The following is a 22,865-nucleotide window of genomic DNA, read 5'->3' as shown; positions in this document are numbered from 1 at the left end:
GGGGCGGAATGAAGCGCGCCGGCGGATCCAAGGGGCTGGCACTGGTCATCGTGCTGTGGGTGGTGGCAGCCCTCAGCGTGCTGGTACTCGGCCTGTCACAGACCAGCCGCCTCCAGACCCAGCTCACCCAGTACTATCGGGCGGAAACCGAGGCGCGGGCGCTGCTCGAGGCGGGACTCGTCGTGGGCATGGCGCGCGCCGCGGGGTTTGGTGCCGTCAATCAGAGCAACCGCTATGTCTTCGAGCTGCAGGGCGTGGCACTGCAGGTGGATCTTCACCCGGCGACAGGCTTCATCAGCGTCAATGGGGCCCCGGTCGACCTACTGGCGCAGATGTTTCATTATGGCGCCGGTCTGGATACGGATCGGGCCGAACGTCTTGCTGGGGCAGTCGCGCGATGGCGGGAAGGCGGCCGGCGGGCTCCGGGTGAACGCGGTGCCGAGCAGCGCAAACCGTTCCGGGTCCCAGAGGAGCTGGCGCTGGTGCCTGGAGTGGATCGTGACCTATATGATAATATTCGACTGTTAATAACGGTTTATGCGGATAGTGCGCGGGTGAACCCCTACGCGGCGACGCGCGACGTGCTCGCCGTTGTCACCGGCGCAGACGCCGCACTCGTCGATGCGGTCATGGCGCAGGATCGCGACATGCTCGAGCCCCGGGCCCGCCTCGACGCGCCGCTCGATGGGCTACCCTTTCTGGCACTGTCCGGCAGCGGGACGTTCCGCATCGACGCCCGTGTGGCGTGGCAGGGTCGGGCCTGGCGCCTCTCGCGCTGGGTGCGGTTGGATTCCCACGCAGGTAATGCCCTCGGTGTGTCGATCCTGCGCACCGAGGGGCTACGTTCGCAGCCGATCGGAGAACAGACGGATTGAAGCAGATCGTGCGAAGCAGCGGGGGCGCGCTATGGGCCTCATGGCGCCGGGCCTGGCAGTTGGTCCGACACGATCTCGTCCGTTGGGGACTGCTCTCGGCCGGGCCCGCCGTGCGGGTCGAGGATCATCAGCGACAGGTCTGGCGGTTCGACGAACGCGGCAGGTTCGTGCCCTGGGTCGGCGGCGGGCGTGCCCGCCACCGCGCCTTGCTGCTCGACCCGGAGATGGTTCTGCGCAGCGAGCTACGCATCCCTGGGGGCGAGCGGGAACTGGCGCGTGCGGCGCAATGGGAAGTGCGCGCGATCAGCCCCTTTGCGCCCGAGGATACGCTCTGGACGTGGCGTGAACGGCTCGACGATCCCGACCCCGACTGGCGCCACCTTGAACTCTACCTGGTGCATGCGGGCCAGGCCCGTCGCTGGCTGGACCAGCGCGTCGAATCGGGACAGCGAAATGCGGCGATGGAACTGTGGGCGGCGCCCGGTGTGCCGTTGCCGGGATTCGGTGAGGGTTCGAGACTGCGCCGGCGGCGTTGGCACGGTTGGATCGTCGGTTTGCTCGCGGTCACGATGCTGGCGTTGGCAACGAGCGCCGTCGTCTGGCCAGTCTGGCAGGCGCGTGCGGATCTGCATCGTGCGGATACGCTGGTCCGGCAGCTGAGCCAGCAAACGGCCGAGGCCATGGCAAACCGGGAACGTCTGACCGAATCCGCTGCGCGGCTGGAAGCGATGGGTCCCTGGCTGCAGGAGACACCCGACCCGGTGCGGCTGCTGGATCAGGTCACGGATGTGCTGCCGGACAGCGCCTATCTCGAGCATTATCACCAGCAGGGCCGCAGGGTGCAGATGCGCGGCGTTGCCAGCGACACCGCCGCGTTGATGCAGGGCCTGCGGGACGTCCCGCAGTTTACCTCGGTGCGCATTCCGACCGCGATCGCGCGCGACTCCCGTACCGGCCGCGAGCGATTCCAGATCGAGTTCGAATGGCTCGCGGGAGGGGTACAATGAGCACGAGCCGAATGCGGCGGCAGGCATGGCTCCTGGTCGGGGGTGCCGGGCTGGTTCTGCTGCTGCTGCTCGGATTGCTGCTGTCCGCGGTCGAGCAGCGGCACCAGATGTATCGGGATTTGATTCATCAGCACGAGCAGCGGATTGCCCGGTTGCAGGGGCTGCGCGATGCCGGCGCGGAACTCGCGGCTGCTGCGGACCGGGCCGAGACCGAGATTCTGGCCATCGCACGAGACCCGGGACGACCGGAGCAAGCCGACCTGAATCTCCTGCGCACGGTGCAGGGGATTCTCCGGGACGTCGGTGTTGCCGTTCACCGCAGCCAGGAACAGCCGCGACGCGAGCACTCCGGATTCACCACCGAGCGGCTTGCGTTCCAGGGGGCGGGCACGATGCCGCAGCTGCTGCAGGCACTGGAACAGTTGCAGCAGCACCGGCCGAGTATCCGGATCGAGTCGTTGCGCATCACCCCCGACGACGTACGCGCGGAACCGACCGCCGAGCAGCGGGTACAGATCTTCCTGGACGTGGCCGTCGCGGAGTTGCAGCCGTGAGGCGGCTGCCACCGCTCTCGCTGCTGCCGCTGCTGCTTGCGGGCAACCTGGTCGTCGGCGGCTGGCTGGTCGTGCAGATCGTCGCCAGCGACGTAGCCTGGGAGCCGCCCGCGGCACTCGCGCCCGCGCCCCCGCAGTTTCCCGATGTCCGCATTCCTGCGGCCGCGCCAGGTGGCGAGGTCCTGGCTCGGCCTCCGTTCTGGGAATCGCGGCGCCCGACACAGGCGCGTCCCGAGGCCCGGGCCCGGGATGCGCTTTCGGGTATCCGGGTGCTGGGCGTATTGGGCAGCGGTAGGGACGGTGGGATTCTGTACGCTGACGGTGACCAGGTCGGGCGGCTGACCATCGGCCAGGAGCTCGGTGGCTGGCGCCTGATCCAAGTCGACCGGGATACTGCGCGGTTCGAACGCCGCAACGACGGTGAGGAGCGCGAACTGCGCCTGCCGCGACCGGGCGGCGAAGCCGCGAATCCGGGGCGTCCGCCGAGCGCCGGGGCTTCGTCCCGGCGCTCACTCGGCGCCGCGTCTGGCGGCTCACCCGCTGCCCGGGCCCGAGGGCGGCGCACCGAATGACAATGATGGCAACGCTTTTTCGGGGACGGACATGACATGACGAGTTCTTGCGAAACACCTCGGCGCGTGCGGCGCCGGGCGGCGACGATCCTGAGTCTGGCGGTTCTGCTGGTGGCCGGATGCGCGTCGACACCGCCGCCCTTCGGGGACGACCTGATGGTGCCGGGCCGGGCCGCGGCGGTTGCGAACACGTTCGATCCGTTGAGCGACGAGGATCGCGAGACCGAGGCCGAAGACCGGCCGGTGCCCCGGCTGTTCCCGGGTACCGACGCGACCGTGCGGCTCCCGCCGCCCCACCGGCCGGTGGAGGTTCAGGGTGACGCAGTGACGCTGAACTTCGTCGATGCACCGCTGGCCGAGGTGGTGCAGGCAATCCTCGGGGACCTGTTGGAGCTCGGCTATAGCATCGACGGGCCGCTGGAAGGTTCGGTGACTCTTCAGACCCGCTCACCGGTCGAACGCGATGCGCTGCCCGACCTGCTCGATTCGCTGCTACGGGTGAACGGGGCGGTGATGGTGCAGGACAGCCAGGGGATTTTCCGGATCGGCCCGCCGGGTGCGGTCGAGACGCTGGGCGTGGTGCCGCGGCGCGTCGATTCACTGCCGCCGGGGCACAGCCTGGTCATCGTGCCGCTGGCCTACGTGGGTGCCGCGGAAATGGCCCGGATCCTCGATCCCGTCGCCCCTGAGGGGGCGGTGGTGCGCGTCGATACGACCCGGAACCTGCTATTGCTCGCCGGCAGCCGGGATCAGCTGGAGGGCTGGCTGCAGATGGTGCGCAGCTTCGACGTCGACTACCTTGCCGGGATGTCGGTCGGCATCTTTCCGCTGGAACAGGCCGCGGCCGGCGAGGTGGCCGATGCGCTGTCGGTGCTATTGACCGAAAGTACTGGCGACGACGGCGTACTCGCCGGTGCGCTCAGGGTGATCCCGATCGAGCGGCTGAACAGCCTGCTGGTGGTCACCCCGCGGGCGCACTACCTGGAACAGATGCGGGTCTGGATCGAGCGGCTCGACAAGGGAATCGACAATGCCCTCGAGCCGCGCCTGTACGTGTACCCGGTACAGAACGGTTCGGCGACCCATCTGGCCGATCTGCTGAACGGCCTGTACGGGGCCGGCACTGCCGCGCCCGATCGGCGCACGGAAGGCCGGGTCGCGCCAGGGCTTACTCCGACCCGGCTGACCGATGGTGCCGATGGTGCCGAGGGCAGCAGGCGGGAATCGGCACCGGCACCGAACCCGTCGCGAAACGGCGGCGAGCTGACGGCAGCCGCGAAGCTCGGCGAGGACGTGCGCATAATGGCCGATGAACGCAACAACGCGCTGCTGATCCTCGCGCCGCGCAAGGACTTCCGCAAGATCGAATCGGCCCTCCAGCGCCTGGATCGGATGCCGTCGCAGGTTGTGATCGAGGCCAGCATCATCGAGGTCACGTTGACCGACGAACTGCGATACGGGCTGGAATGGTTCTTTACTACCCGGTCGGGGCGGTACACTGGCGAAGGGCGTTTGAACATGCGTGGTGATGGCGATATCGGACCGGGGCAGCCCGGATTCTCGTTCGCGGTTACCAACCCGCTCGGCGACATCCGGGCAGTGCTCAACGCGCTGGCCGAACGCTCGCTGGTCAACGTGTTGTCGAATCCGACGCTGATGGTGCTCGACAATCACACGGCCCGAATTCAGGTCGGCGATCAGCAGCCGGTGCGCTCGCAGGAGACGCTGACCGACGGCGGTGTCCGGACCTCGTCGATCGAGTTCCGTGACACCGGCGTGATCCTCGAGGTGACGCCGTCGGTGAATGCAGGAGGGCTGATTACGCTCGATGTGCACCAGGACGTCACCGATGTCGGGCCGGTGGATTCGGCCACCGGGCAGCGCAGCTTCTTGCAGCGCAACTTCCAGAGCCGCATCGCGGTGCGTTCGGGCGAGAGCATCGTGCTCGGTGGGCTGATCCGCGACAACCGTTCGGACGGGCGCGCCGGCATACCGGGGCTGAGTACGCTACCGGGGCTGGGTCCGCTGTTCGGGACCGCGCAACGCGGCGGCACCCGCACTGAACTGCTGGTGATGATGACGCCGCGCGTGATCCGCGACGAGCACGAATTGCGCGCAGTCAGTGAAGAGATCCGCACCCGGATGCGCGGGCTTCGCAGCCAGTTCGGGCAGGCGATCGGGGCGGATTCAGGCGCCCTCGAGCCCCTCCCGGCAGACGCGCAATGAGGCACACGATGGCCGGCACAGTTCCAGGATGGTGCATTCACTGTCGCAAAAGTGCCACATGGTCTACAATTGTGTGCGGCAATTCGCGGGATCCATACGGATAATCGAGGGTTGCATTGGCCGATGGGTTGTGGCATTTTTGCCCACGCTGTTGCATTTTTCACAGCGAATGGCAACGAAAGTGGTTGCAGTACTGGTAACCATCCGCTATGATCGAATTGGCCTCGAGCCAATTCCGCTCCGGAAAACGGACTAAATAAGTCAAGAGGAACTGAATGATGAATCTTAAGCTTAAGAAACTGACCATCGCGACGGCTGCAGCCGTCGCGATGGGCACCGCCGGGCAGGCACAGTCCGCCGATGTGCTCTTCCCCTATGTGGTCGTCAGCGAATCCGTTACGACCATCATTAACGTGATCAATACCGGTGAAGCAGACGAACTGCACTACCGGCTCTGGTACAAGAACGGCCCGAACGCGACCGACAACCTCGCCGCCTGCGAGGAGTACGACGTGATGCTGCCGTCGTCGCCGAAGGACATCCAGACGATCGATATCGGTGCTCGTCTCGATCAGGTCAAGGGCGTGATGTTCAACGACCCGTCGGTCAACAACAACTGGATGGCGTCGACCAACAGCTACGCGCTGGCCGACGGTGCGACCCTGCCGTTGCGCGGCTACGTGGTGATCGACAACCAGACCATCGCGGATCCGCAGGAAGAGGACCAGACCGCCGCGGCGCTGGCTGGCGAAGCGTTCGTGTTCGAATACCAGAGCGGTGCAGCCTGGGGTTACCGTGCGGGCAACGGCTGGAGTACGCCGGACGAAGCGGCCGACTTCCGTATGCCAATGAACGGTGTCGCGTTCAACGAAGGCACGAATGCCGGCTTTGGCAACAGGGCGATGTCGGTCCTTCCGTTCAACGAGGCCACGACCCGTCTGTTCGTGACCCCGCTGGTGGACGACATGCGTTCCGGCAACAACACCTTCGGCGGAGCCCCGGCGCTGGTTCGCACCACGATGGGCGAATTCGGTCAGACCGCGATGTACGATCGTGACGAGAACCCGATCTCCGGGAACCGCTGGCAGTACGTCCGCTGCGTCGGAGCGTTCGACGTGCAGGACATGCTGACGGAGCTGTCCGCGAACCGTCTGGTCGACGGTGGCTGGGGCTGGTTGAACTCTGAAGCACGCGTCGGAAGCGTAGCGTCTAACAGCGCGAGCAGCCACGGCATGTCGGTCATCAAGCTCGAGTTCAACGACGGAACCTCCAGCTTCGCCGGTGCCTCCGCAGGCGTGTTCAACAACGCGTTCCTGCTGCGGAGCCGCGGCTTCCCGGGTGAGCCACTGGGGGTGCGCTAAGGCAGCCTAAGTAGTAGTCGTATAGTACCCTAGGCAGTGTCGGGGCCACCCACGGGTGGCCCCACTTTTTTGGCTTGACCGGCGATGCGCCTGCGGGCGTAAGGCACCGTTCGCCGGTAGGTGATTGCTCCGATTCTCTCGCCCTGGCTCGTGTGCCGCGCTGATTGCCCTTTGCGACGCCGCGGTGCTGACGCTAGAATGGCGCGCCGAAGCCGACCCCCCCCCATTCATCCTCCTGACAGGTTGCTTATGATTGCCAAGATCTATCCATTGACCGTGACCGTTGCCGGTCTCGTTGCCGGCCTTGCGCTTTCCGGCTGCAGCGACCCCGCTACCGAAACCGCGCCGACGGACGACGTAGCGGTCGCGCAACAGGCACCGGAGTTCGCACCGCTGAGCGATGCCGTACTGCGCAACCATAGCCACTGGGGTACCGTCACCGCGGACGGCTACCGGAACTGGGTCGCATTGTACGACGAGGATCGCAGACTGTGGCTGGTCGATCCCGAGGGCGACGCGCACCGGTTGGACGAGAAGGAAGAGGGACAGGCGCCGTCCGGCCTGGCGCTGGCGCCCCGGGGCAGCGAAGCGCGGATTGCGTGGCGCGACAAGGTTCCGGTCAAGGGCCTGTTCGTGATGGACACCGGGCTCGATGATCCGATCGAGATTTCGGGTGCCACCGAGGCCCTGGCGCGCTTCGAATTATTGCCCGGGGACAGCGGTACCCATGCACTGTGGTATGGAGAGCGCTATCGCGCCGAGTCCGATTCCAAGTACAACCTGCACTACGGCTTTCTGCACGACGATGGAACGGTAGATGAGCAGCAGTGGCTGATGCCTGGGATCTACCCGGTCGGACTCGCCGATGGCGATGCCTTTGCCGCGTTCTCCTGGGTGACCGAGGGCGTCGATGAACCGCATATCGCGGTGCGCCGGCGCGCAGCGGACGCGAAAGAATTCGAAGATCCGGTGGTACTCGACAGCGGCATCAAAAACATCTCCCCGCTGTTCGTCGCGAAAGCTTCGGGAGAGCACTGGATTGTGCTCTGGCTGACCGTTGAACGCAGCGGCAGCAGCCCTGAATATTCCTTCGACGGCGCGCGTTCGGCCGACCGTGGCGAGACTTGGGAAAGGTTCTCGATCGAGAGCTTGCGCGGCTTCGACGCCGGCAGTTTCGGGCTGGCGATGCAGGACGGCCAGATCGCATTTCTGGTCGAAGGCATCTGGCGCCGAGATCTGTCGGCCACCGGAGCCGATGGAACGCGGGGCGTGTATTTCGTCTATTCCGACGACGCCGGGGCGACCTGGAGCGAGGCGCGGTCGCTGCGCGATGGCGGCGAGGTGCGCTCGCACGTTGCGCGGTCCCATCTGCTGACCGGCAATGAGCCGGGCGAATTGTGGCTCCTCTGGGAAGACTGGCGCGAGGTGCGGCCGCGGGTGTTCGGCGCCTATAGCCGCGACTTCGGCCGCAGCTTCGAATGGGAGAACGTTCCGGTATCGCCCCCGGGTCTCGAGCGTGCAGGTCTGCCCCAGGATGGGACGGTCAAGTTGCGCGATCCGGACGGCGTACGGGTGGTCAGCAGCCGGTATACCTCCGATGTCTTCGACCGCGTGCAACTGGTGCCGTTTCCGCTCAGCCGGGAGTTCACGCCAGAGCCGCAACCAACGAAGATGACCGACGCGTCTCACCTGCGCGAACGCGCGCTGCGTTACTGGCAGGCGATGGTCGAGCAGGATTATCAGGCGTCCTACGACCTGCTGGATCCGTTCATGCGCACTGCCTGGCCGCTGCGGGATTACGCGGTACGGCTCGGCCGGATCGAGTACCGGGATCCGGAGATCGTCGACGTCGCGTTCTACGGCCATTTCGCCGACGTGACTGTGAAGATCCAGGCGGAAGTTCCGCGGTTCGAGTTCCGGGGCACCACCGTGGAGGTCCCCGAGCGCGAGATCGAGTTCAGCGAGCGCTGGCTGTTCGTCGATGGCGATTGGCACCGGGAGTACCATGAGGAAGGCTCCGGTGTCCGGTTCACCGGCTATCAGGAACGCTGAGCGTTATTGCAATTCAGTTGCCGTGACTGGCCGCGAAAAGGCGGGCGTCGGTCGACGGCGCGACTGGCGGGGAGGGGGGCGCGCCGGGTCGACCGTGCCGACCCCCCGTGCGCCCGGCCGGCAGCCCGCATGCGTATGCCTTCAGGAGCGTACTGATGGCATCTGAACTGGCCGAGACGATCGGGGCCGCGCTCGAGGATCTGCAGCGCGGGCAGTTCCACGAAGCGGCGTCGCGCGCGCAGCGCTGCATCGATGCGCACCCCGAGAACGCCGATGCCTGGCACCTGCGCGCGATGGCGCGCCGGGAACTGGGTGAGCTGGAGGGAGCCGTCGCCGACCTCGAGCAGTGCCTGCGTCTGGAGCCCGCGAATTCGATGGCCTGGCTGCATCTCGGTCAGGTGCACGCGCGGCAGCGGGAACTGAAACAGGCTTGCGACGCCTATGCGCGGGCGGCAGACGCCGATCCCGGCAACGCCGAGGCATGTTTCTGGCACGGGCGCTGCGAACTCGAGGCCGGGCGCGCAGCGGCAGCCGCAATGTGGCTGGAGCGCGCGGCGCGAGGCGCGCCCGGCGCCGTGCTGCTGCGGGCATGGGCGGCGCTCGCCCTGGCGCGGTCCGGACGGATGACCGAAGCGGCTGCCTGGCTTGATGGCATCGAGGAAGCCGCTGCGTGTGATGGCGAAACCTGGTTCCAGCTGGGCCGGGCCCTGGCCGCGACGGGGCGAGTGGAACGCGCCGAGCGGGCGTACCGCGAGGCGCTGGAACGCGGCGACGTCGCCCGGGGCGCGGTACTGAACAATCTCGGCCTGCTGCTTCGGGACAGCGGCCGCCGGCAGGAGGCGGCTGGTGCTTTGCGTTCGGCGGTGGCAGCCGATTCCGGGAACTGGCGGGCCAGGGGCAACCTGGCGCTGGCATATCTGGAGCAAGGCCGGATTGGCAACGCCCAGCGCGAGGTCGACGCGCTGAACCGCGAGTTTCCGGACGCGGCGGGGGTATGGGCGGCGTCGGGTGTCGTGTACGAGCGCCAGGACCGCATCGACGCGGCGCTGACCGCGTATCAGCGAGCCATCGACCTCGGCGACCGCAGCCCCGCAGTGCGGCGCGCAAGGCTGCGAATGGCGCAGTCACTCTGCGACTGGCGGTCTTTCGACGAGGATCGGGATTGGTTGCGGCAACAGGAGGGCAGCGATTACGCCGACGTGCTGGACCTGTTCGGTTTGATGGCGGTGCCGGGATTGACCGACGCCGACTTGGCCGAGCGGACCCGGCCGGTCGGCGAGCGGCTTGCGCGAACCGCGTCGCCCTCGCTCGCTCGGCAGGGTCCGGCGGCGGCTCCGCCGCGTACCCGGCTGCGGGTCGCGTATCTGTCGGGGGACTTCCATGAGCATGCGACGGCATGGCTGATGGCCGGGGTCTTCGAACTGCACGATCGGAACGGTTTCGAGATCATCGCCTACTCGTTCGGACCCGACGACGGCAGTACGATGCGTCGGCGTCTGGAGACGGCGTTCGATCGTTTCCACGACGTTTCGGCGCTGGACGATCGCGCGGTCGCCCAGCGGATCGCCGACGACGGCATCGATATCCTGGTCGACCTGAAGGGCTATACGCGCGGCGCGCGACCGCTGATCGCCGCGTACCGGCCGGCGCCAATACAGGTGAACTACCTCGGCTATCCGGGAACCATGGGCGCTCCGTTCATGGACTATCTGATCGCCGACCGGATCGTGTTGCCGCGCGAGCAGTTCGCGCATTTCTCCGAGCGGGCCGCATGGCTGCCCGGCACGTATCAGTGCAACGACCGCGCGCGCGAGGTCGGGGCACCGACGACGCGGGCGGAACAAGGGCTGTCCGAGGCCGGGCCAGTGCTATGCGGATTCCATAACCCCTACAAAGTCACGCCCACGGTGTTCGATGCCTGGTGCCGGCTGCTGCGCGATTCCCCGGATGCGGTGCTATGGCTGCTCGAGCCGGTGCCCGCAGTGGCCGCGAATCTGCGGCGCGAGGCCGAGCAGCGCGGGGTGGATCCGGGGCGGCTGGTGTTTGCACCGCGCCTGCGCAACCCCGAGCATCTGGCACGGCTGGCGCTGGCGGACCTGTTTCTCGACACATTGCCCGTGAATGCCCACACCACTGCCAGCGATGCACTCTGGGTGGGTGTGCCGGTGCTGACCTGCACCGGCGAGACCTTTGCCGGCCGCGTGGGTGCGAGTCTGCTTGCGGCGGCAGGGCTGTCGGAACTGGTCACCGATTCATTGGAAACCTACGAGGCGAAGGCGCAGGAGCTGCTGGAGAATCCGGACCGGCTGGCCGAGCTGAAGATGCGGCTCAACGAGCAACGCGATCACTGCCGGCTGTTCGACACCAAGGGCTTCACCCGCAACCTCGAGCGCCTGTACCGCGCGATCTGGGAACGCCACCGCGCCGGGCTGCCGCCGGCGCCGATCGAGTGAAGTCCTGCGGCTGGCAGGGTGGGACGGCCAGGTGGGCTGGCCGCGTGGCGCTGCGGTGCCTTTGCCGCCCCGTGTGCACGCCGTGGCCTGGGGTTCGAGCGGCACGCGCAGGGGCGGCGGCCGAGGGTGATGGTCGATGATCCCGGCGCACCTCCGGATCCTCTGGGTCTTCACCTGGCGCGAGTTTCGCGAGCAATACGCCGGATCCTGGTTGGGCAGCGGCTGGGCATTGATCCAGCCGGTAATGACGGTGTTCGTGTACTGGTTCGTGTTCGGCGTGGTATGGGAGCTGCGGTTGCCGGAACCGCGGGATACGGGTAGCACGCTGCCGTTCATCGTGTTCCTGCTCAGCGCGCTGCTGCCGTGGCTGGCGTTCCAGGATGGGTTGAACAAGGCGGCGGGGGCGGTCTTGTCGCGCTCCGAGGTCGTCCGCCACGGGGCGTTTCCCGTTGCCGTGTTCCCGGTCGCGCGGACGATTGTCGCGCACCTGGTGTTCATCCCGCTGGTTCTGGCGTTCGCGCTGGTATTGCACTTCCTGGCCGGGCGCCCGCTGGGGTTCGCGGCCTGGCTGGCGCTGCCACTTCTGCTGGGCGTGCAGTTCGCACTGGCAATGGGCCTGGGTCTGCTATTGGCCGCGCTTTCGGTCTACGTCCGGGATGTCGGTTTCCTGCTTTCGATGGTGCTGATGATGCTGTTCTTCACGGCGCCGATCCTGTATCCGCTGGCTCAAGTGCCCGAGGCGATCCGTTCCTGGATGTGGCTGAACCCGTTCACGCCGTATGCCGAGGGATACCACCAGATCCTCCTCGAGGGGCGCTGGCCCGACCCCGGAATCTGGCTCCTCGCGATCCCGACCGCCATCGCTGCACTCTGGGTCGGGCGGTGGGTGTTTGGGCAGCTGCGGGCGGGATTTGCCGACGTGCTGTGACCGGAAGCGCTGGCTCGGGGGCGAGCGATGCCACCGGATGGTGGGCGGCCGGAGCCGAGCCACCGGGCAGGCCGGCACGGCGGGTTCGGGAGGTGCATGCACCGGGGGATGTTGCGCCGCGGCGGTGCGGGCGCTATGTTCCGGGCGCCATGCCGACGTTACGCCGATGCCCGCTCCTGCCGTTTCCGTGATCATCGTCAGCTTCAACAGCGGTCCGCTGTTGCTGCAGTCGGTGCAGGCCGCACTGGGGTCGTCGCTGCCGGTGCAGGTGCTGGTGTCCGACAACGGCTCAGAGGACGGCAGCATGGATAGTCTGGCCGGTGTCGCTGACAGGGATCCCAGGGTGGAGTTGTATCGGGGCGACCGCAACCGGGGCTTTGCGGCCGCCGCGAATCGAGTGCTGCCACAGGCCCAAGCACCCTGGCTCCTGTTTCTGAATCCCGACTGCCTGCTCGAACCGGATACGCTGGCGCGGATGCTGGCGGTGCTCGAGGACTGGCCGGACGCCGGGATCGCCGGTCCGCTGATTCGGAACGCCGACGGCTCGGAGCAGCCCGGCGGTCGCCGCCGGGAACCGACACCGTGGCGCAGTCTGGCGCGCGTGCTGGGGCTGCAGCGGCTACGGCCGGGCGACCACCGGTTCGCGGATTTCAATCTGCACCGCGACCCGTTGCCGGATGCGCCGGTCGCAGTGGATGCGATCTCGGGGGCCTTCATGCTGGCGCGCCGCGCCGCGCTGGACCGGGTGGGGCCGCTGGACGAGGGCTATTTCCTGCACTGCGAGGATCTCGACTGGTGCCGGCGTTTTCGCGATGCGGGTTTCACTGTGCTGTTTGTGCCGCAGGTGGCCGTCGTCCATCACAAGGGGGTCAGCAGCCGCGCGCGCCCGGTCCGGGTCGAATGGCACAAGCACCGGGGTATGATGCGCTACTATCGGAAGTTTTTCCTCGGCGCCCATCCGCGCCCACTGTTCTGGCTGGTCGGGATCGCGGTATGGGCGCGCTTCGTGCTGCTCGCGGCGTGGCTGACGTTTGAGCGGCGGCGCTCGTGAACCGGGTGCTGGTGACCGGAGCCGCCGGCGTCGTGGGACATTTTCTGCTGCCCCGGTTGGTGGCCGCTGGATTGGAGGTGCATGCGCTCAGCCGCGTCGACCGATTTACGGAAGGGGTTTGTTGGCACCGCGGCGATCTCGAGCAGCCAACGCGGACGAACGGCCTGCCGCCGGCCGATGCCGCGGTGCATCTGGCACCCATCTGGCTGTTGCCACCGATCCTGCCCAGGCTTCGAGAACTGGGGGTCCGGCGGCTGATCGCGTTCAGTTCCACCAGCGCGCTGACCAAGGCCGATTCCGCCAGTGTGGCCGAGCGCGCGCTGGCGCAGCGGCTTGTGGATGCCGAGGCCCGCGTCGCCGGCGAGGCAGGATACGCGCGATGGACGATCTGCCGGCCAACCCTGATCTACGGTGCCGGGCGCGACCGCAACGTTTCTGAAATCGCGCGTTTCGTGCACCGTTTCGGATTCTTCCCGGTCGCCGGCCGTGGCAGCGGGCTGCGGCAACCGGTGCATGCCGCCGACCTGGCCGACGCCTGTCTGACCGCGCTGGCGCCGGAGTCGCCGGCATGCGGGCGGACGCTGAACCTGGTCGGCGGCGAGACCCTCGGCTACCGGGAGATGGTGGTTCGGGTGTTTCAGGCGCTGGGGCGGCGGCCGCGCGTCGTTCATTTGCCTGCGGCCGGGATGCGTGGGCTGATCGCGGCGCTGGCTACGCTGCCCCGCTTTAGGCACCTCGATGCGGCGATGGTGGAACGCATGGATGTCGACATGGCCTTCGATCCGGAGCCGGCGCGGGGAGCGCTCGGATTCGCGCCGCGACCGTTTTTTCCCCAGCGTGAGGATCTGGGCCTGACAGGGGACGCGTGAACAGGGCGATGTGCGCGGTGCCACCTACCGCCGGGCCGTGCATGACCGTTTCGTAATAAACTGGCGCTGATGAGCCTGCTGCTGCCCGGATTACTGAGCCTGCTGTTGGCCGCGGCGTTGACCGCCTATCTGGCGAGCCCAATTGCCCGCATCCGCTGGCTGGACGTTCCGAATGAACGGTCATTGCACCGTGCGCCGGTTCCGCGCACCGGTGGACTCGGCATCCTCGGGGGTGCGCTGGCTGGGTGGCTGGCGCTCAGTGCTTTCGCGATGCCGCCCGCCTGGCTTGCCTGGCCTGCGGCTGCGACGCTGCTGGTTGCCGGCGTGTCGCTACTCGACGACTGGCGGGGGCTGCCGGTGCTGGCGCGGCTGGCCGCTCATGGAACCGCTGCAACCATGGTGCTGATGGCTGGACTGCTACCAGGGTCGGTCGCAATGGGACCGCTGCAGCTTGCTCTCCCCGGTTGGATCATGGCTCCGGTCATGCTGCTCTTCCTGGTTTGGATGATCAATCTCTACAACTTCATGGATGGGATGGACGGGTTCGCGGGCGGCATGGCTGCAGTCGGTTTCGGAACGATGGCATTGCTTGGCGCCCTTGCCGGCGCGGATCTGTTCGCGGGGGTGACACTGTCGATCGCACTGGCGGCTGGCGGATTCCTGCTGTTCAATTTCCCGCCTGCGCGCATCTTCATGGGCGATGCGGGGGCCTCGACCCTGGGCCTTCTCGCGGGCGTCGCAATGCTGTGGGCGGACCACGAGTCGATTTTTCCGATCTGGATCGGGGTGCTGATTTTCTCGCCGTTCATCGCCGATGCGACGATGACCCTGGTCGCACGCGCGCTGCGGCGCGAGCCCGTCTGGCGCCCGCACCGCAGCCATTGTTACCAGCGGCTGGTGCGGTCGGGATGGGGCCATCGGCGTACCGTCGTAGTGGCCTACGGGTTGATGCTGCTTTCGGGGGCCGGGGCGTTGGCCGCGCTGCACTGGGCTCACCCGGTGGTCGACCTGTTGATCGTACTCGTTTTTGTTGCGATCTATGCTACCATTTATACCTATGTTCAAATACTTAGAGAACAACCTTAGAGGCGCGGCATGCCCATCCGCCTGATGCCTCGGCTGTTCAACCGCTGGGCTGCGTTTCTTCATGATCTGCTCTGGGTGCCACTGGCGCTGGGGCTGGCGTTTCTTGCCTATTTCGAGTTCGGATTTTTCGGGCCGGAACTGCTGGTCACCTACCTGGTGCTGCTGGGGATCTCGCTGCCGGTGCAGTCGGTCGCGTTCATGTATTTCGGCCTGTACCGGGGAATCTGGCGGTTTGCCTCGGTGCCGGATCTGATGCGAATCCTGCGGGGCGTCTGGATCGGGTCTGCGGCGACGATCGCGGTGTTCTCGCTGCTGCGCGTGAACCCGGAATTGCCTCGCGGCATCCTGTTCCTGTATCCGGTATTCCTGACCATGGGGCTGACCGGGCCGCGCCTGTTCTATCGCTGGTACAAGGATCACCTGGTTCCGCTCGGCGCGCACCGCCGGGCGCTGGTGATCGGCGCCGGTCGTTCCGGAGAGATGCTGGTCCGCGAACTGATCAACTCTCGCGAGTACCTGCCGATCGGTTTGCTCGACGATGATCCCAGGAAACGGGGGCGCGATCTGCACGGAGTCCGGGTGCTCGGTTCGGTCGATGAGCTGGAGGAAATGCTGATTGACCTCGACGTCGACATCGTGCTGATCGCGATGCCGACGGCTTCCCCAGGCCTGATGCGGCGAATCGTCGATGTCGCCGCGCATGCCGGGGTGTCCTGCGTGACCCTGCCGTCGCTGCAGGAACTCACCGATGGCAGGGTCGAGGTTTCGCGCCTGCGCGAAGTCGAGATCCAGGATTTGCTCGGGCGGGAGATCATCACCGTCGACGACGCCGGGCTGAAGGCCTTCCTCCGGGGCAAACGCGTGCTGGTGACGGGTGCCGGGGGGTCGATTGGGTCGGAGATCTGCCGTCAGGTCGTTCGCTACGAGCCGGCGCAGATCATCATGCTGGATCATGCAGAGTTCGGACTCTACAGCATCGAGCAGGAAATGCATCAGATCCACTCCGGGGCCGAGTTCAGGGTACTGCTCGGGGATGTCGTCGACGAGGTTCGGATGCGCCACGTGTTCGCCACCCATCGTCCCGAGGTGGTGCTGCACGCGGCGGCCTACAAGCACGTACCGCTCGTCGAGGCCAATGCCGTCGAAGGTGCCCGAACCAATGCGCTCGGCACCCGAGTGGTTGCCGAACTCGCAGCCGCTCATGGCTGCGGTAAATTCGTGCTGGTCTCGACCGACAAGGCCGTGCATCCGACCAACGTGATGGGCGCGAGCAAGCGGGCCGCCGAACTCTACTGCCAGAGCCTGAGCGATGAATCGGCTACGGCGTTCATTGTGACCCGCTTCGGGAACGTGATGGGCTCGGCCGGATCCGTGGTGCCGCTGTTCCGGCGCCAGATCGCCGCCGGCGGGCCGGTGACGGTGACGCACTCGGAGATCACGCGCTACTTCATGACCATCCCGGAAGCTGTGAGCCTGATCCTTCAGGCAGCTGCAATGGGCCAGGGCGGCGAGATCTTTGTGCTCGACATGGGCAAGCCGATCCGGATCCGCGATCTCGCCTCCGAGATGATCCGGCTTTCGGGGCACGAACCGGAACGGGATATCGAGATCCGCTTCATCGGGCTGCGCCCGGGCGAGAAGTTGCACGAGGAACTGTTCCACGAGCACGAGAATCCGATGGGAACGGCGCATCCGAAAATCCTGCAGGCGACCGGGCGCAAGGTCAGTCGTGACTGGCTGCGCGCGCCGATGGCGGCGCTGCAGCGGGCGTGTGCGGCCCACGATGAGGGGCTGGTCGTGGCGTCGCTGCAGGAGATGGTTCCCGAGTTCCAGCGTGCGCAGCCGGCATTGCCGGCTTTGTCGCCCGCACCTGCAACGCTGAAGGTCGTGGCCGGAGCGCAACAGGTTTGAGATCCGCGTTCCTGGTGACCTTGCGTGGGGCCGGGGCCTTGCGTTCGGCGGAGGTTTGCTGTTTTCTCCTCGATTGCGACAGCAGCCGACATGATCCTGGCCGAAGAATCGTATGACGTCCGATGAGGTGAGCTCCGCCGAAGCCGGCTCGATGCTGCGCGAACCGTTGCACAGCGAAGCTTTTCGCCTGCTGGTAAGTCTGTTGCTGGGGATGCTGCTCTCGCTGGGTGGTGTCTGGATTTTCGACAGGGTGGGCGGTCAGGAATTGCGGGCTCCTGCAATCGTTCATGATCCGCTGGCTGGTGAACGTGAGCGCCGGGAGTTGGCAGAAACCGTGCAGCGCTTCCGGCTGGATACCGGCGAGGCGGGGCGACCGGTCTCGGTGAATTTTTCGCTGGAGGCGCCGGTATCCGCAAGGCGCTACCGTGGCGTACACCTCGAACTCGAGAACGCGGCACCGGGCTACCAGTTCGGTGTTGCCTGGGTTTCGTCCCTGGATCCGGACCGGGTGCATACAGTTCCGCTGGGTCCGGAGAACACGCTGTCATATCGCGCGCGACTCGACGAACATCCCGACTGGCGGGGGCAGATCCAGGGACTGGCGCTGATGATGCTGGGGCCCCCAAACACCTACGTGAACGTCCAGCAGTTGATGCTGGAGCCGGTTTCCGTGCCGTTCGTCCAGGGCCTCAGGCTGATGTTGGGCAACTGGGCCGAGTTCGAGGGTTGGGGCGGGTACAGCGTCAATTACATCCAGGGCGGTGCACGCCCGGGTGCGCTGCTGTCTCCAGTGGTGTTTGCAGCTTTCTGGGTCACGAGCAGCATCCTCGTCTACGTACTGTGGTCGATTGCGGCCCGGCGCAGGGTCCGGCTGGCACCGTTGCTCATAATCGTGTTGCTGGGCTGGGTGGCGCTGGATCTGCGCTGGCAGGTGGATTTGCTGCAGCAGTTGGAGCGAACCCACGACCGCTATGCCGGCAAGACCTGGGAAGAGAAGCGCCGGGCGGCGGAGGATGGCTCGTTGTACGAGTTCGTCGAGGCGCTGAAGACGCACCTGGGAATCGACCCTGTCCGAGTTTTCGTGGTCAACGATCGCGACTATACCTACTCGTCGCTGCGGGCCAAGTATCACCTTTTGCCCCACAATGCCGACAACCAACTTCCGCTTCTTGAGGAGTTGGCAGACGATGATTACCTGCTGGTCTTCCGCGGCGTGGATCGGGTGAGAGCGGCCAGGGCCAGCATTCCCTCAATGCCAACGGATTCCACACCCGCTACCGTGTTCGTCGAGCCAGAGATGCTGTCGGGCAGCGGGTCCGAGGCCATCCATGAGCCCACGGCGCCAAGCGGAACGGCGCTGCGCCAGCAAGGCCATGGCGGATCCCTGATCGCGGGAGGCCCGCGGGAGGCGCTTGCCCCGGGCTACTACCGGGTTCGCTTTCACCTGGCGGCACCGATGGATTCGGCCTGGGCCCGCCTGGTTGTGGCGCTGCCGGACGCGGCGGGCGGCGAGCCAGTTCGCTATGTGCGCCGCGTCGCACTGCCCCAGGGTGGTTTCCGCGCGCTGGATCTGGGCATCGCGGTACCCGATGCGACCCAGCCGATCGTGCGCGTCACCGGTGCGGACCCGGGCGTGCTGGGCGGCGGCGTCGAGTTTGCGCCGCTGGTTGGGCTGAACGAACCGCGGGTGGTCATCGCCGACGGCCGTCGCAGTGGAACGCGGCGGCTGGTCGAAACCGTGATGGACGGCCCCGTGGCTACGGTGTACCGGGTCCGATGAGTTCATCCGACGCGCTCAACCTTGCGTTCGCGTTGATGCTTCCCTGGCTGGCAGGTGTCGCTTGGGCGGGTTTGTTCTGGCGCCGTCGCACGGCCGGGCGGATCCCTGCCGTACTCGGCTACGGTTTCTTGCTCGGCTGGACGTTTCTGGTTCTGATCCTGCTGGGGCTGGACGCTGCGGGAATTTCGCAGAGTGTGACCGTCGCGGTGGTGCTGCTCGGCGCTGCGGCTGCGCTGGGCCTGTTGCTGCGCCGCTGGGTCGATTTGTCACCCAAGTTCGACAGCCGTGGCGCCACCGGGTGGGCCGCGCTGTCAGTTTCGGGCCGGGTGGCTGCCGGCCTGCTGCTGGCGCTGGTGGCGGTTCGGCTGGGCACGTTGCTGCCTGAAGTCGTCTGGCGTCCGCTGTACCCCTGGGATGCATGGATGAACTGGGCACCGAAGGCGCGGGCATGGTTCGAACATGGGTGGCTGGTCCCGTTCGTGTCCCGCGACGATTGGATGGCGGGAGGAGCGGACGCCGGGTTCTACACGATGATGAATTGGGACCATCCGCCCGCGGTGCCGCTGATCCATCTGTGGTCGGCACTGATGCTGGGGCATTGGGACGATGGCCTGATTAACCTGCCCTGGTGGTTTCTACTCGTGGCAATGGCGTTGGCGTTGTACGGGCAGGCTCGGGGCGCGGGAGCCAGCCCGTTGTTGGCACTGCTGGGTGTGTACTTGCTGGTGTCCATCCCTCTCGTTGCCAGCCACGTGGCGTTGGCAGGGTACGGAGATCTGTGGATTGGCGGCCTGATGCTGCTGGCCGGGATGAGCCTTCATTCCTGGGGCCGCGATGGCAACGCGCGGCAGGGTCTGCTACTGCTCGCCTGCGCTGCGGCACTACCTTTGTTCAAGTCGCCGGGGCTGGTCTGGGCGTTGATTCTGGTCGCGGTCGCGCTGGTCGCACGCCTGCGGGTGCTGCCCTTTTTGATCGCGGCAGCATTGGCCGTGACGGGGTTGGGGCTCCTGGTCGTAACGGTCGGCGTCGACGTCGAACTGCCACGGGTCGGGCGGGTCGCGCTGGGCCCGGACGGCGTGGTCTTGCCCTATATGTGGAGCCGGGACATCCAGGTCTACCCGGTTTGGGACGTCGTTGCGGGGCATCTGTTCGTTTGGGGAACGTGGCATATGCTGTGGTACGCTACCGCCATCGCACTGCTGGCCGGTATCTGGCTCGGGATTCGCGACCGAGGTGTCCGTGCGCTCTGGCTGGTTACGATCTTAGGGCTGCTGTTCCTGTTCGTGGTCTTCTTCCTCACCGGCAAGCATCGGGACGCAGTCGACGGCACGACGCTGAATCGGGCCCTGCTGCATCTGGCACCGGTGGCGGTCGCGCTGATCCTCTCCCTGTTCCATCAGCCGCGGGATGCCGTGCGGATTGCGGGACCAGAGCAGTCCGGCGCAGGCGAAAGACCCCGAACGGTTTCTGTGGGCGGGTGATGCAACCGGACCCGGGTATCTGTGGTGGGATCTGGAGCTAGGACACCGTTTGCCGCGTATGACGGATACCTCGGCCTGGAGTTGGATCCCGGTTTGGTCAATCCAGCTGTGCTGGGATTGACCGTGTTGCGAACAGCCATCGAGGCGTTGCCGTTACAGCTGGCCGCAACGGAGGGCAGGGTGCTGGCCTGGTTGCTGTTGCTGATTCTAGCCGTGGGTCTTGCGCAGAAGCAGAGTACGCCGACCTGGGGTCTGTATGTGATGGTGACGCTTTTGGTCACGGCACGGTTGCCCGCGGGCACAGGCGGGCGGGGCTGAATATGGAAACCCAGAGCCTGGAATTCCTCGGGTTGCGCGTGCACCCTGTGCGCGAAGACCAGCTGCTGGATTTCGTCGACTTGGCGGTCAGTCGCGAAGGGGTGACCGTTATCGCCCACCACAACCTGCACAGCCTATATTTGCTGCCCCGTGACGCAGGACTGAGGCGCTTGCACGCCCGTGCCGATCTGACTTACATCGATGGCATGTCCTTGATCCCGGTGGCGCGGCTGTACGGGCATCGTCTGGGCCGGGAGCAGCGCACGACCTGCGTGGACTGGCTCCCGCGGCTGCTGCGGCATGCATCGGCGCGGCGCTGGAGCGTGTTCGTGCTCGGGGGGCACCCGGAGATCGGGTCGCTCGCGAGGGAACGCCTCGGGCATACGTTGGACGCCATGCAGTTCAGGCACCGGGACGGTTTCTTCGACGCGACACCAGGATCCGACGACAATGCGCGGGTGCTGGACGATCTGCACAGGGCGCGGCCCGACGTATTGCTGGTAGGGATGGGCATGCCGCGTCAGGAACGCTGGATCGTGGAGAACCTCGACTCGATTCCGGCCCGTGTGATCATCGCGGTTGGCGCCTGCCTCGATTATCACGCGGGCCTCATTCCCACCCCGCCGCGATGGATGGGGCGATTCGGCCTGGAATGGCTTTTCCGGCTGTACAGCGAACCCCGTCGGCTTGCGTTCCGCTACCTGGTCGAACCCTGGTCGGTCGCTGCCAGAATCGTGGCCGACCGGGTCGGGCCGGGCCGGTGGGCGCGCAACGGTTCGGGTGCTAACCAGCGAGGCCCGAAATGAGGGCGCAAGGAAGGGTACCGCTGCCTCGCGAGCGCGAGGAACTGATCCGGGTGATGGTCCGCGTCGGCGATTTTTCCATGGTCCTCCTGGCTGGGATCATCGCCTATGCGTTGCGTTTCGGAACGGTCGTGTTGCCGGACTACTACATTCTCGGGCTGGCCGTGGCGGTGTTGCTCACCGCGCTGCTCTTCCCTACGCAGGGGCTTTACCGCGAATGGCAGGGCCGCTTTTCCTGGGCGCAGCTCGCGGGGCTAACCGTTGCCTGGGCGACCGTGCTCCTGGTCCTGGTTCTGGCCGCGGTGGCGACCAAGACCACCGAACTCTACTCGCGGCTCTGGGTGTCCTATACCGCGGTTCTGGGCTGGACCTTCCTGGTGATGTTCCGCTTGGCGCTAGGCATGCTGCAGTCCTGGCTTGGGACCCGTGGATGGAGTCGGCGACGGGTGCTGATACTGGGAGCCGGTGTGCTCGGCCGCGAGGTCGCCGGTCGGGTGCGCGACACCGGGTGGAGCGGATTCGAAGTTGTCGGATTCCTTGACGACAATCCCGGACTGCAAAGGCAGCGGCCGCTTGGAATCCCTGTGCTTGGCTCACTCGATACGGTCGCGAACGCAATCGAACGTGAGCGAATCGACGAGGTCTGGTTGGCGCTTCCGCTACGCGCGGAAATACGGCTGAAGGAGGTTGAGAGCAGGCTGCGCAATACCACTGTGGCGTTGCGCTTCATCCCGGACATTTATGGCTTTCGCCTTCTGCACCACGCCATCGGCGAGGTGGCCGGGGTGCCGATGCTGAATCTGTCGGATACCCCGATGCGCGGGATCAATCGGCTGGTCAAGGCGCTCGAGGATCGCCTGTTGGCGGTGTTGATCCTTCTGCTGGTATGGCCGCTGATGCTGGCGATCGCGGTCGCAGTTCGGATGGAGACTCCGGGCCCGGCGATTTTCCGCCAATTGCGGCACGGTTGGGACGGCCGACCGATCGAAGTCTGGAAGTTCCGCAGTATGTGCGTCGATGCCGAGCCCGCGGATGCAACTGGCTACCGGCAGGCGACGCGCAACGATCCAAGGGTGACGCGGGTCGGCGCTTGGCTGCGCCGTACGAGCCTGGACGAGTTGCCACAGTTCATCAACGTGCTGCAGGGCCGGATGTCGATCGTCGGGCCCCGACCACACCCGATCCGGATGAACGCGCTGTATAGGGACCGGGTGGACAGCTACATGCGCCGGCACAAGGTGAAGCCCGGGATCACCGGATGGGCCCAGGTCAACGGCTTCAGGGGCGAGACCGACACGCTGGAGAAGATTACACGGCGCGTCGAACACGACCTGTACTATATCGAGAACTGGTCGCTTTGGCTCGACCTGCGGATCCTTTGGCTGACCCTGGTACGGGGGTTCGTGGATGCCAATGCCTACTGAGGGGTGCTCCGTCGTGCGACGGAGGGTGCCCCGGTGAGGCCTCTCAGCGCATCTTGCTCCCCCGGGGACCTGGGGGCTGGGGGGGCAACACCGTGCCCGGGGCGGCTGGGCTAT

The 22,865-nt window shown here is 66.3% G+C and carries 18 protein-coding genes; all 18 read left to right on the top strand.

Features of this window, described 5'->3' with window-relative positions; genetic code table 11:
* The first annotated feature begins 8 nt into the window (after nucleotides 1-8).
* Entirely contained in the window at nucleotides 9-875 is an 867-nt protein-coding gene (locus THITH_RS09845) for a type II secretion system minor pseudopilin (protein WP_006748276.1), read from the top strand.
* A complete protein-coding gene (locus THITH_RS09840; RefSeq protein ID WP_006748277.1) occupies nucleotides 872-1,882 on the top strand; it encodes a PilN domain-containing protein in 1,011 nt (336 codons plus the stop codon). The genes THITH_RS09845 and THITH_RS09840 overlap by 4 nt, the downstream gene beginning before the upstream one ends.
* Nucleotides 1,879-2,436: a GspMb/PilO family protein gene (locus THITH_RS09835; protein ID WP_006748278.1), complete on the top strand. Its 558-nt coding sequence runs from the start codon at nucleotides 1,879-1,881 to the stop codon at nucleotides 2,434-2,436. Before THITH_RS09840 ends, THITH_RS09835 begins: the two co-directional genes overlap by 4 nt.
* Nucleotides 2,433-3,008 carry a hypothetical protein gene (locus tag THITH_RS09830; protein ID WP_006748279.1) on the top strand — a complete coding sequence of 192 codons (576 nt, stop codon included), beginning with the start codon at nucleotides 2,433-2,435 and terminating at the stop codon, nucleotides 3,006-3,008. The genes THITH_RS09835 and THITH_RS09830 overlap by 4 nt, the downstream gene beginning before the upstream one ends.
* A gap of 36 nt (nucleotides 3,009-3,044) precedes the next feature.
* The gene (gene gspD / locus THITH_RS09825; RefSeq protein WP_006748280.1) at nucleotides 3,045-5,234 is read left to right on the top strand and encodes a type II secretion system secretin GspD; all 2,190 of its coding nucleotides are present in this window, start codon (nucleotides 3,045-3,047) and stop codon (nucleotides 5,232-5,234) included.
* A 278-nt stretch (nucleotides 5,235-5,512) separates the two neighbouring features.
* Nucleotides 5,513-6,595 carry a hypothetical protein gene (locus THITH_RS09820; protein WP_025367459.1) on the top strand — a complete coding sequence of 361 codons (1,083 nt, stop codon included), beginning with the start codon at nucleotides 5,513-5,515 and terminating at the stop codon, nucleotides 6,593-6,595.
* Between the two features lie 249 nt (nucleotides 6,596-6,844).
* Nucleotides 6,845-8,647 carry a sialidase family protein gene (locus THITH_RS09815; RefSeq protein ID WP_006748282.1) on the top strand — a complete coding sequence of 601 codons (1,803 nt, stop codon included), beginning with the start codon at nucleotides 6,845-6,847 and terminating at the stop codon, nucleotides 8,645-8,647.
* Between the two features lie 155 nt (nucleotides 8,648-8,802).
* A complete protein-coding gene (locus tag THITH_RS09810; RefSeq protein WP_006748283.1) occupies nucleotides 8,803-11,100 on the top strand; it encodes a tetratricopeptide repeat protein in 2,298 nt (765 codons plus the stop codon).
* 136 nt (nucleotides 11,101-11,236) lie between these two features.
* Complete coding sequence (locus THITH_RS09805) at nucleotides 11,237-12,028, top strand: ABC transporter permease (RefSeq protein ID WP_006748284.1); 792 nt, start codon at nucleotides 11,237-11,239, stop codon at nucleotides 12,026-12,028.
* A gap of 166 nt (nucleotides 12,029-12,194) precedes the next feature.
* Nucleotides 12,195-13,079: a glycosyltransferase family 2 protein gene (locus tag THITH_RS09800; RefSeq protein WP_006748285.1), complete on the top strand. Its 885-nt coding sequence runs from the start codon at nucleotides 12,195-12,197 to the stop codon at nucleotides 13,077-13,079.
* A complete protein-coding gene (locus THITH_RS09795; protein WP_006748286.1) occupies nucleotides 13,076-13,948 on the top strand; it encodes an NAD-dependent epimerase/dehydratase family protein in 873 nt (290 codons plus the stop codon). Before THITH_RS09800 ends, THITH_RS09795 begins: the two co-directional genes overlap by 4 nt.
* A 69-nt stretch (nucleotides 13,949-14,017) precedes the next feature.
* A complete protein-coding gene (locus tag THITH_RS09790) occupies nucleotides 14,018-15,034 on the top strand; it encodes an MraY family glycosyltransferase (protein ID WP_006748287.1) in 1,017 nt (338 codons plus the stop codon).
* 9 nt (nucleotides 15,035-15,043) lie between these two features.
* Nucleotides 15,044-16,945 carry a polysaccharide biosynthesis protein gene (locus tag THITH_RS09785; RefSeq protein WP_006748288.1) on the top strand — a complete coding sequence of 634 codons (1,902 nt, stop codon included), beginning with the start codon at nucleotides 15,044-15,046 and terminating at the stop codon, nucleotides 16,943-16,945.
* 112 nt (nucleotides 16,946-17,057) lie between these two features.
* Nucleotides 17,058-18,725: a hypothetical protein gene (locus THITH_RS09780; RefSeq protein WP_006748289.1), complete on the top strand. Its 1,668-nt coding sequence runs from the start codon at nucleotides 17,058-17,060 to the stop codon at nucleotides 18,723-18,725.
* Entirely contained in the window at nucleotides 18,722-20,206 is a 1,485-nt protein-coding gene (locus tag THITH_RS09775) for a hypothetical protein (RefSeq protein ID WP_006748290.1), read from the top strand. Before THITH_RS09780 ends, THITH_RS09775 begins: the two co-directional genes overlap by 4 nt.
* Before the next feature lie 123 nt (nucleotides 20,207-20,329).
* On the top strand, nucleotides 20,330-20,524 hold the full coding sequence (locus THITH_RS09770) for a hypothetical protein (protein WP_156925512.1): 195 nt from the start codon (nucleotides 20,330-20,332) through the stop codon (nucleotides 20,522-20,524).
* 2 nt (nucleotides 20,525-20,526) lie between these two features.
* Nucleotides 20,527-21,330 (top strand): WecB/TagA/CpsF family glycosyltransferase, encoded by an 804-nt coding sequence (locus THITH_RS09765; protein WP_006748292.1) that lies wholly within the window; start codon nucleotides 20,527-20,529, stop codon nucleotides 21,328-21,330.
* Nucleotides 21,327-22,751 (top strand): undecaprenyl-phosphate glucose phosphotransferase, encoded by a 1,425-nt coding sequence (locus tag THITH_RS09760; RefSeq protein ID WP_006748293.1) that lies wholly within the window; start codon nucleotides 21,327-21,329, stop codon nucleotides 22,749-22,751. The genes THITH_RS09765 and THITH_RS09760 overlap by 4 nt, the downstream gene beginning before the upstream one ends.
* The last annotated feature ends 114 nt before the right edge of the window (nucleotides 22,752-22,865 follow it).

The sequence above is a fragment of the Thioalkalivibrio paradoxus ARh 1 genome, assembly GCF_000227685.2.
In the GTDB taxonomy this organism is placed as follows: Bacteria; Pseudomonadota; Gammaproteobacteria; order Ectothiorhodospirales; family Ectothiorhodospiraceae; genus Thioalkalivibrio; species Thioalkalivibrio paradoxus.
The sequence above is the reverse complement of the archived record's forward strand: the minus strand, read 5'-3'. Positions and strand labels throughout refer to the sequence as shown.

What these genes read in the sequence shown, in the direction of transcription:
- THITH_RS09765 (WP_006748292.1), top strand. Translation starts at nt 20,527, where the DNA reads ATGGAAACCCAGAGCCTGGAATTCCTCGGGTTGCGCGTGCACCCTGTG.
- THITH_RS09790 (WP_006748287.1), top strand. Translation starts at nt 14,018, where the DNA reads ATGAGCCTGCTGCTGCCCGGATTACTGAGCCTGCTGTTGGCCGCGGCG.
- THITH_RS09780 (WP_006748289.1), top strand. Translation starts at nt 17,058, where the DNA reads ATGACGTCCGATGAGGTGAGCTCCGCCGAAGCCGGCTCGATGCTGCGC.
- THITH_RS09820 (WP_025367459.1), top strand. Translation starts at nt 5,513, where the DNA reads ATGAATCTTAAGCTTAAGAAACTGACCATCGCGACGGCTGCAGCCGTC.
- THITH_RS09805 (WP_006748284.1), top strand. Translation starts at nt 11,237, where the DNA reads ATGATCCCGGCGCACCTCCGGATCCTCTGGGTCTTCACCTGGCGCGAG.
- THITH_RS09835 (WP_006748278.1), top strand. Translation starts at nt 1,879, where the DNA reads ATGAGCACGAGCCGAATGCGGCGGCAGGCATGGCTCCTGGTCGGGGGT.
- THITH_RS09815 (WP_006748282.1), top strand. Translation starts at nt 6,845, where the DNA reads ATGATTGCCAAGATCTATCCATTGACCGTGACCGTTGCCGGTCTCGTT.
- THITH_RS09810 (WP_006748283.1), top strand. Translation starts at nt 8,803, where the DNA reads ATGGCATCTGAACTGGCCGAGACGATCGGGGCCGCGCTCGAGGATCTG.
- THITH_RS09800 (WP_006748285.1), top strand. Translation starts at nt 12,195, where the DNA reads ATGCCCGCTCCTGCCGTTTCCGTGATCATCGTCAGCTTCAACAGCGGT.
- THITH_RS09760 (WP_006748293.1), top strand. Translation starts at nt 21,327, where the DNA reads ATGAGGGCGCAAGGAAGGGTACCGCTGCCTCGCGAGCGCGAGGAACTG.
- THITH_RS09775 (WP_006748290.1), top strand. Translation starts at nt 18,722, where the DNA reads ATGAGTTCATCCGACGCGCTCAACCTTGCGTTCGCGTTGATGCTTCCC.
- THITH_RS09845 (WP_006748276.1), top strand. Translation starts at nt 9, where the DNA reads ATGAAGCGCGCCGGCGGATCCAAGGGGCTGGCACTGGTCATCGTGCTG.
- THITH_RS09785 (WP_006748288.1), top strand. Translation starts at nt 15,044, where the DNA reads ATGCCCATCCGCCTGATGCCTCGGCTGTTCAACCGCTGGGCTGCGTTT.
- gspD (WP_006748280.1), top strand. Translation starts at nt 3,045, where the DNA reads ATGACGAGTTCTTGCGAAACACCTCGGCGCGTGCGGCGCCGGGCGGCG.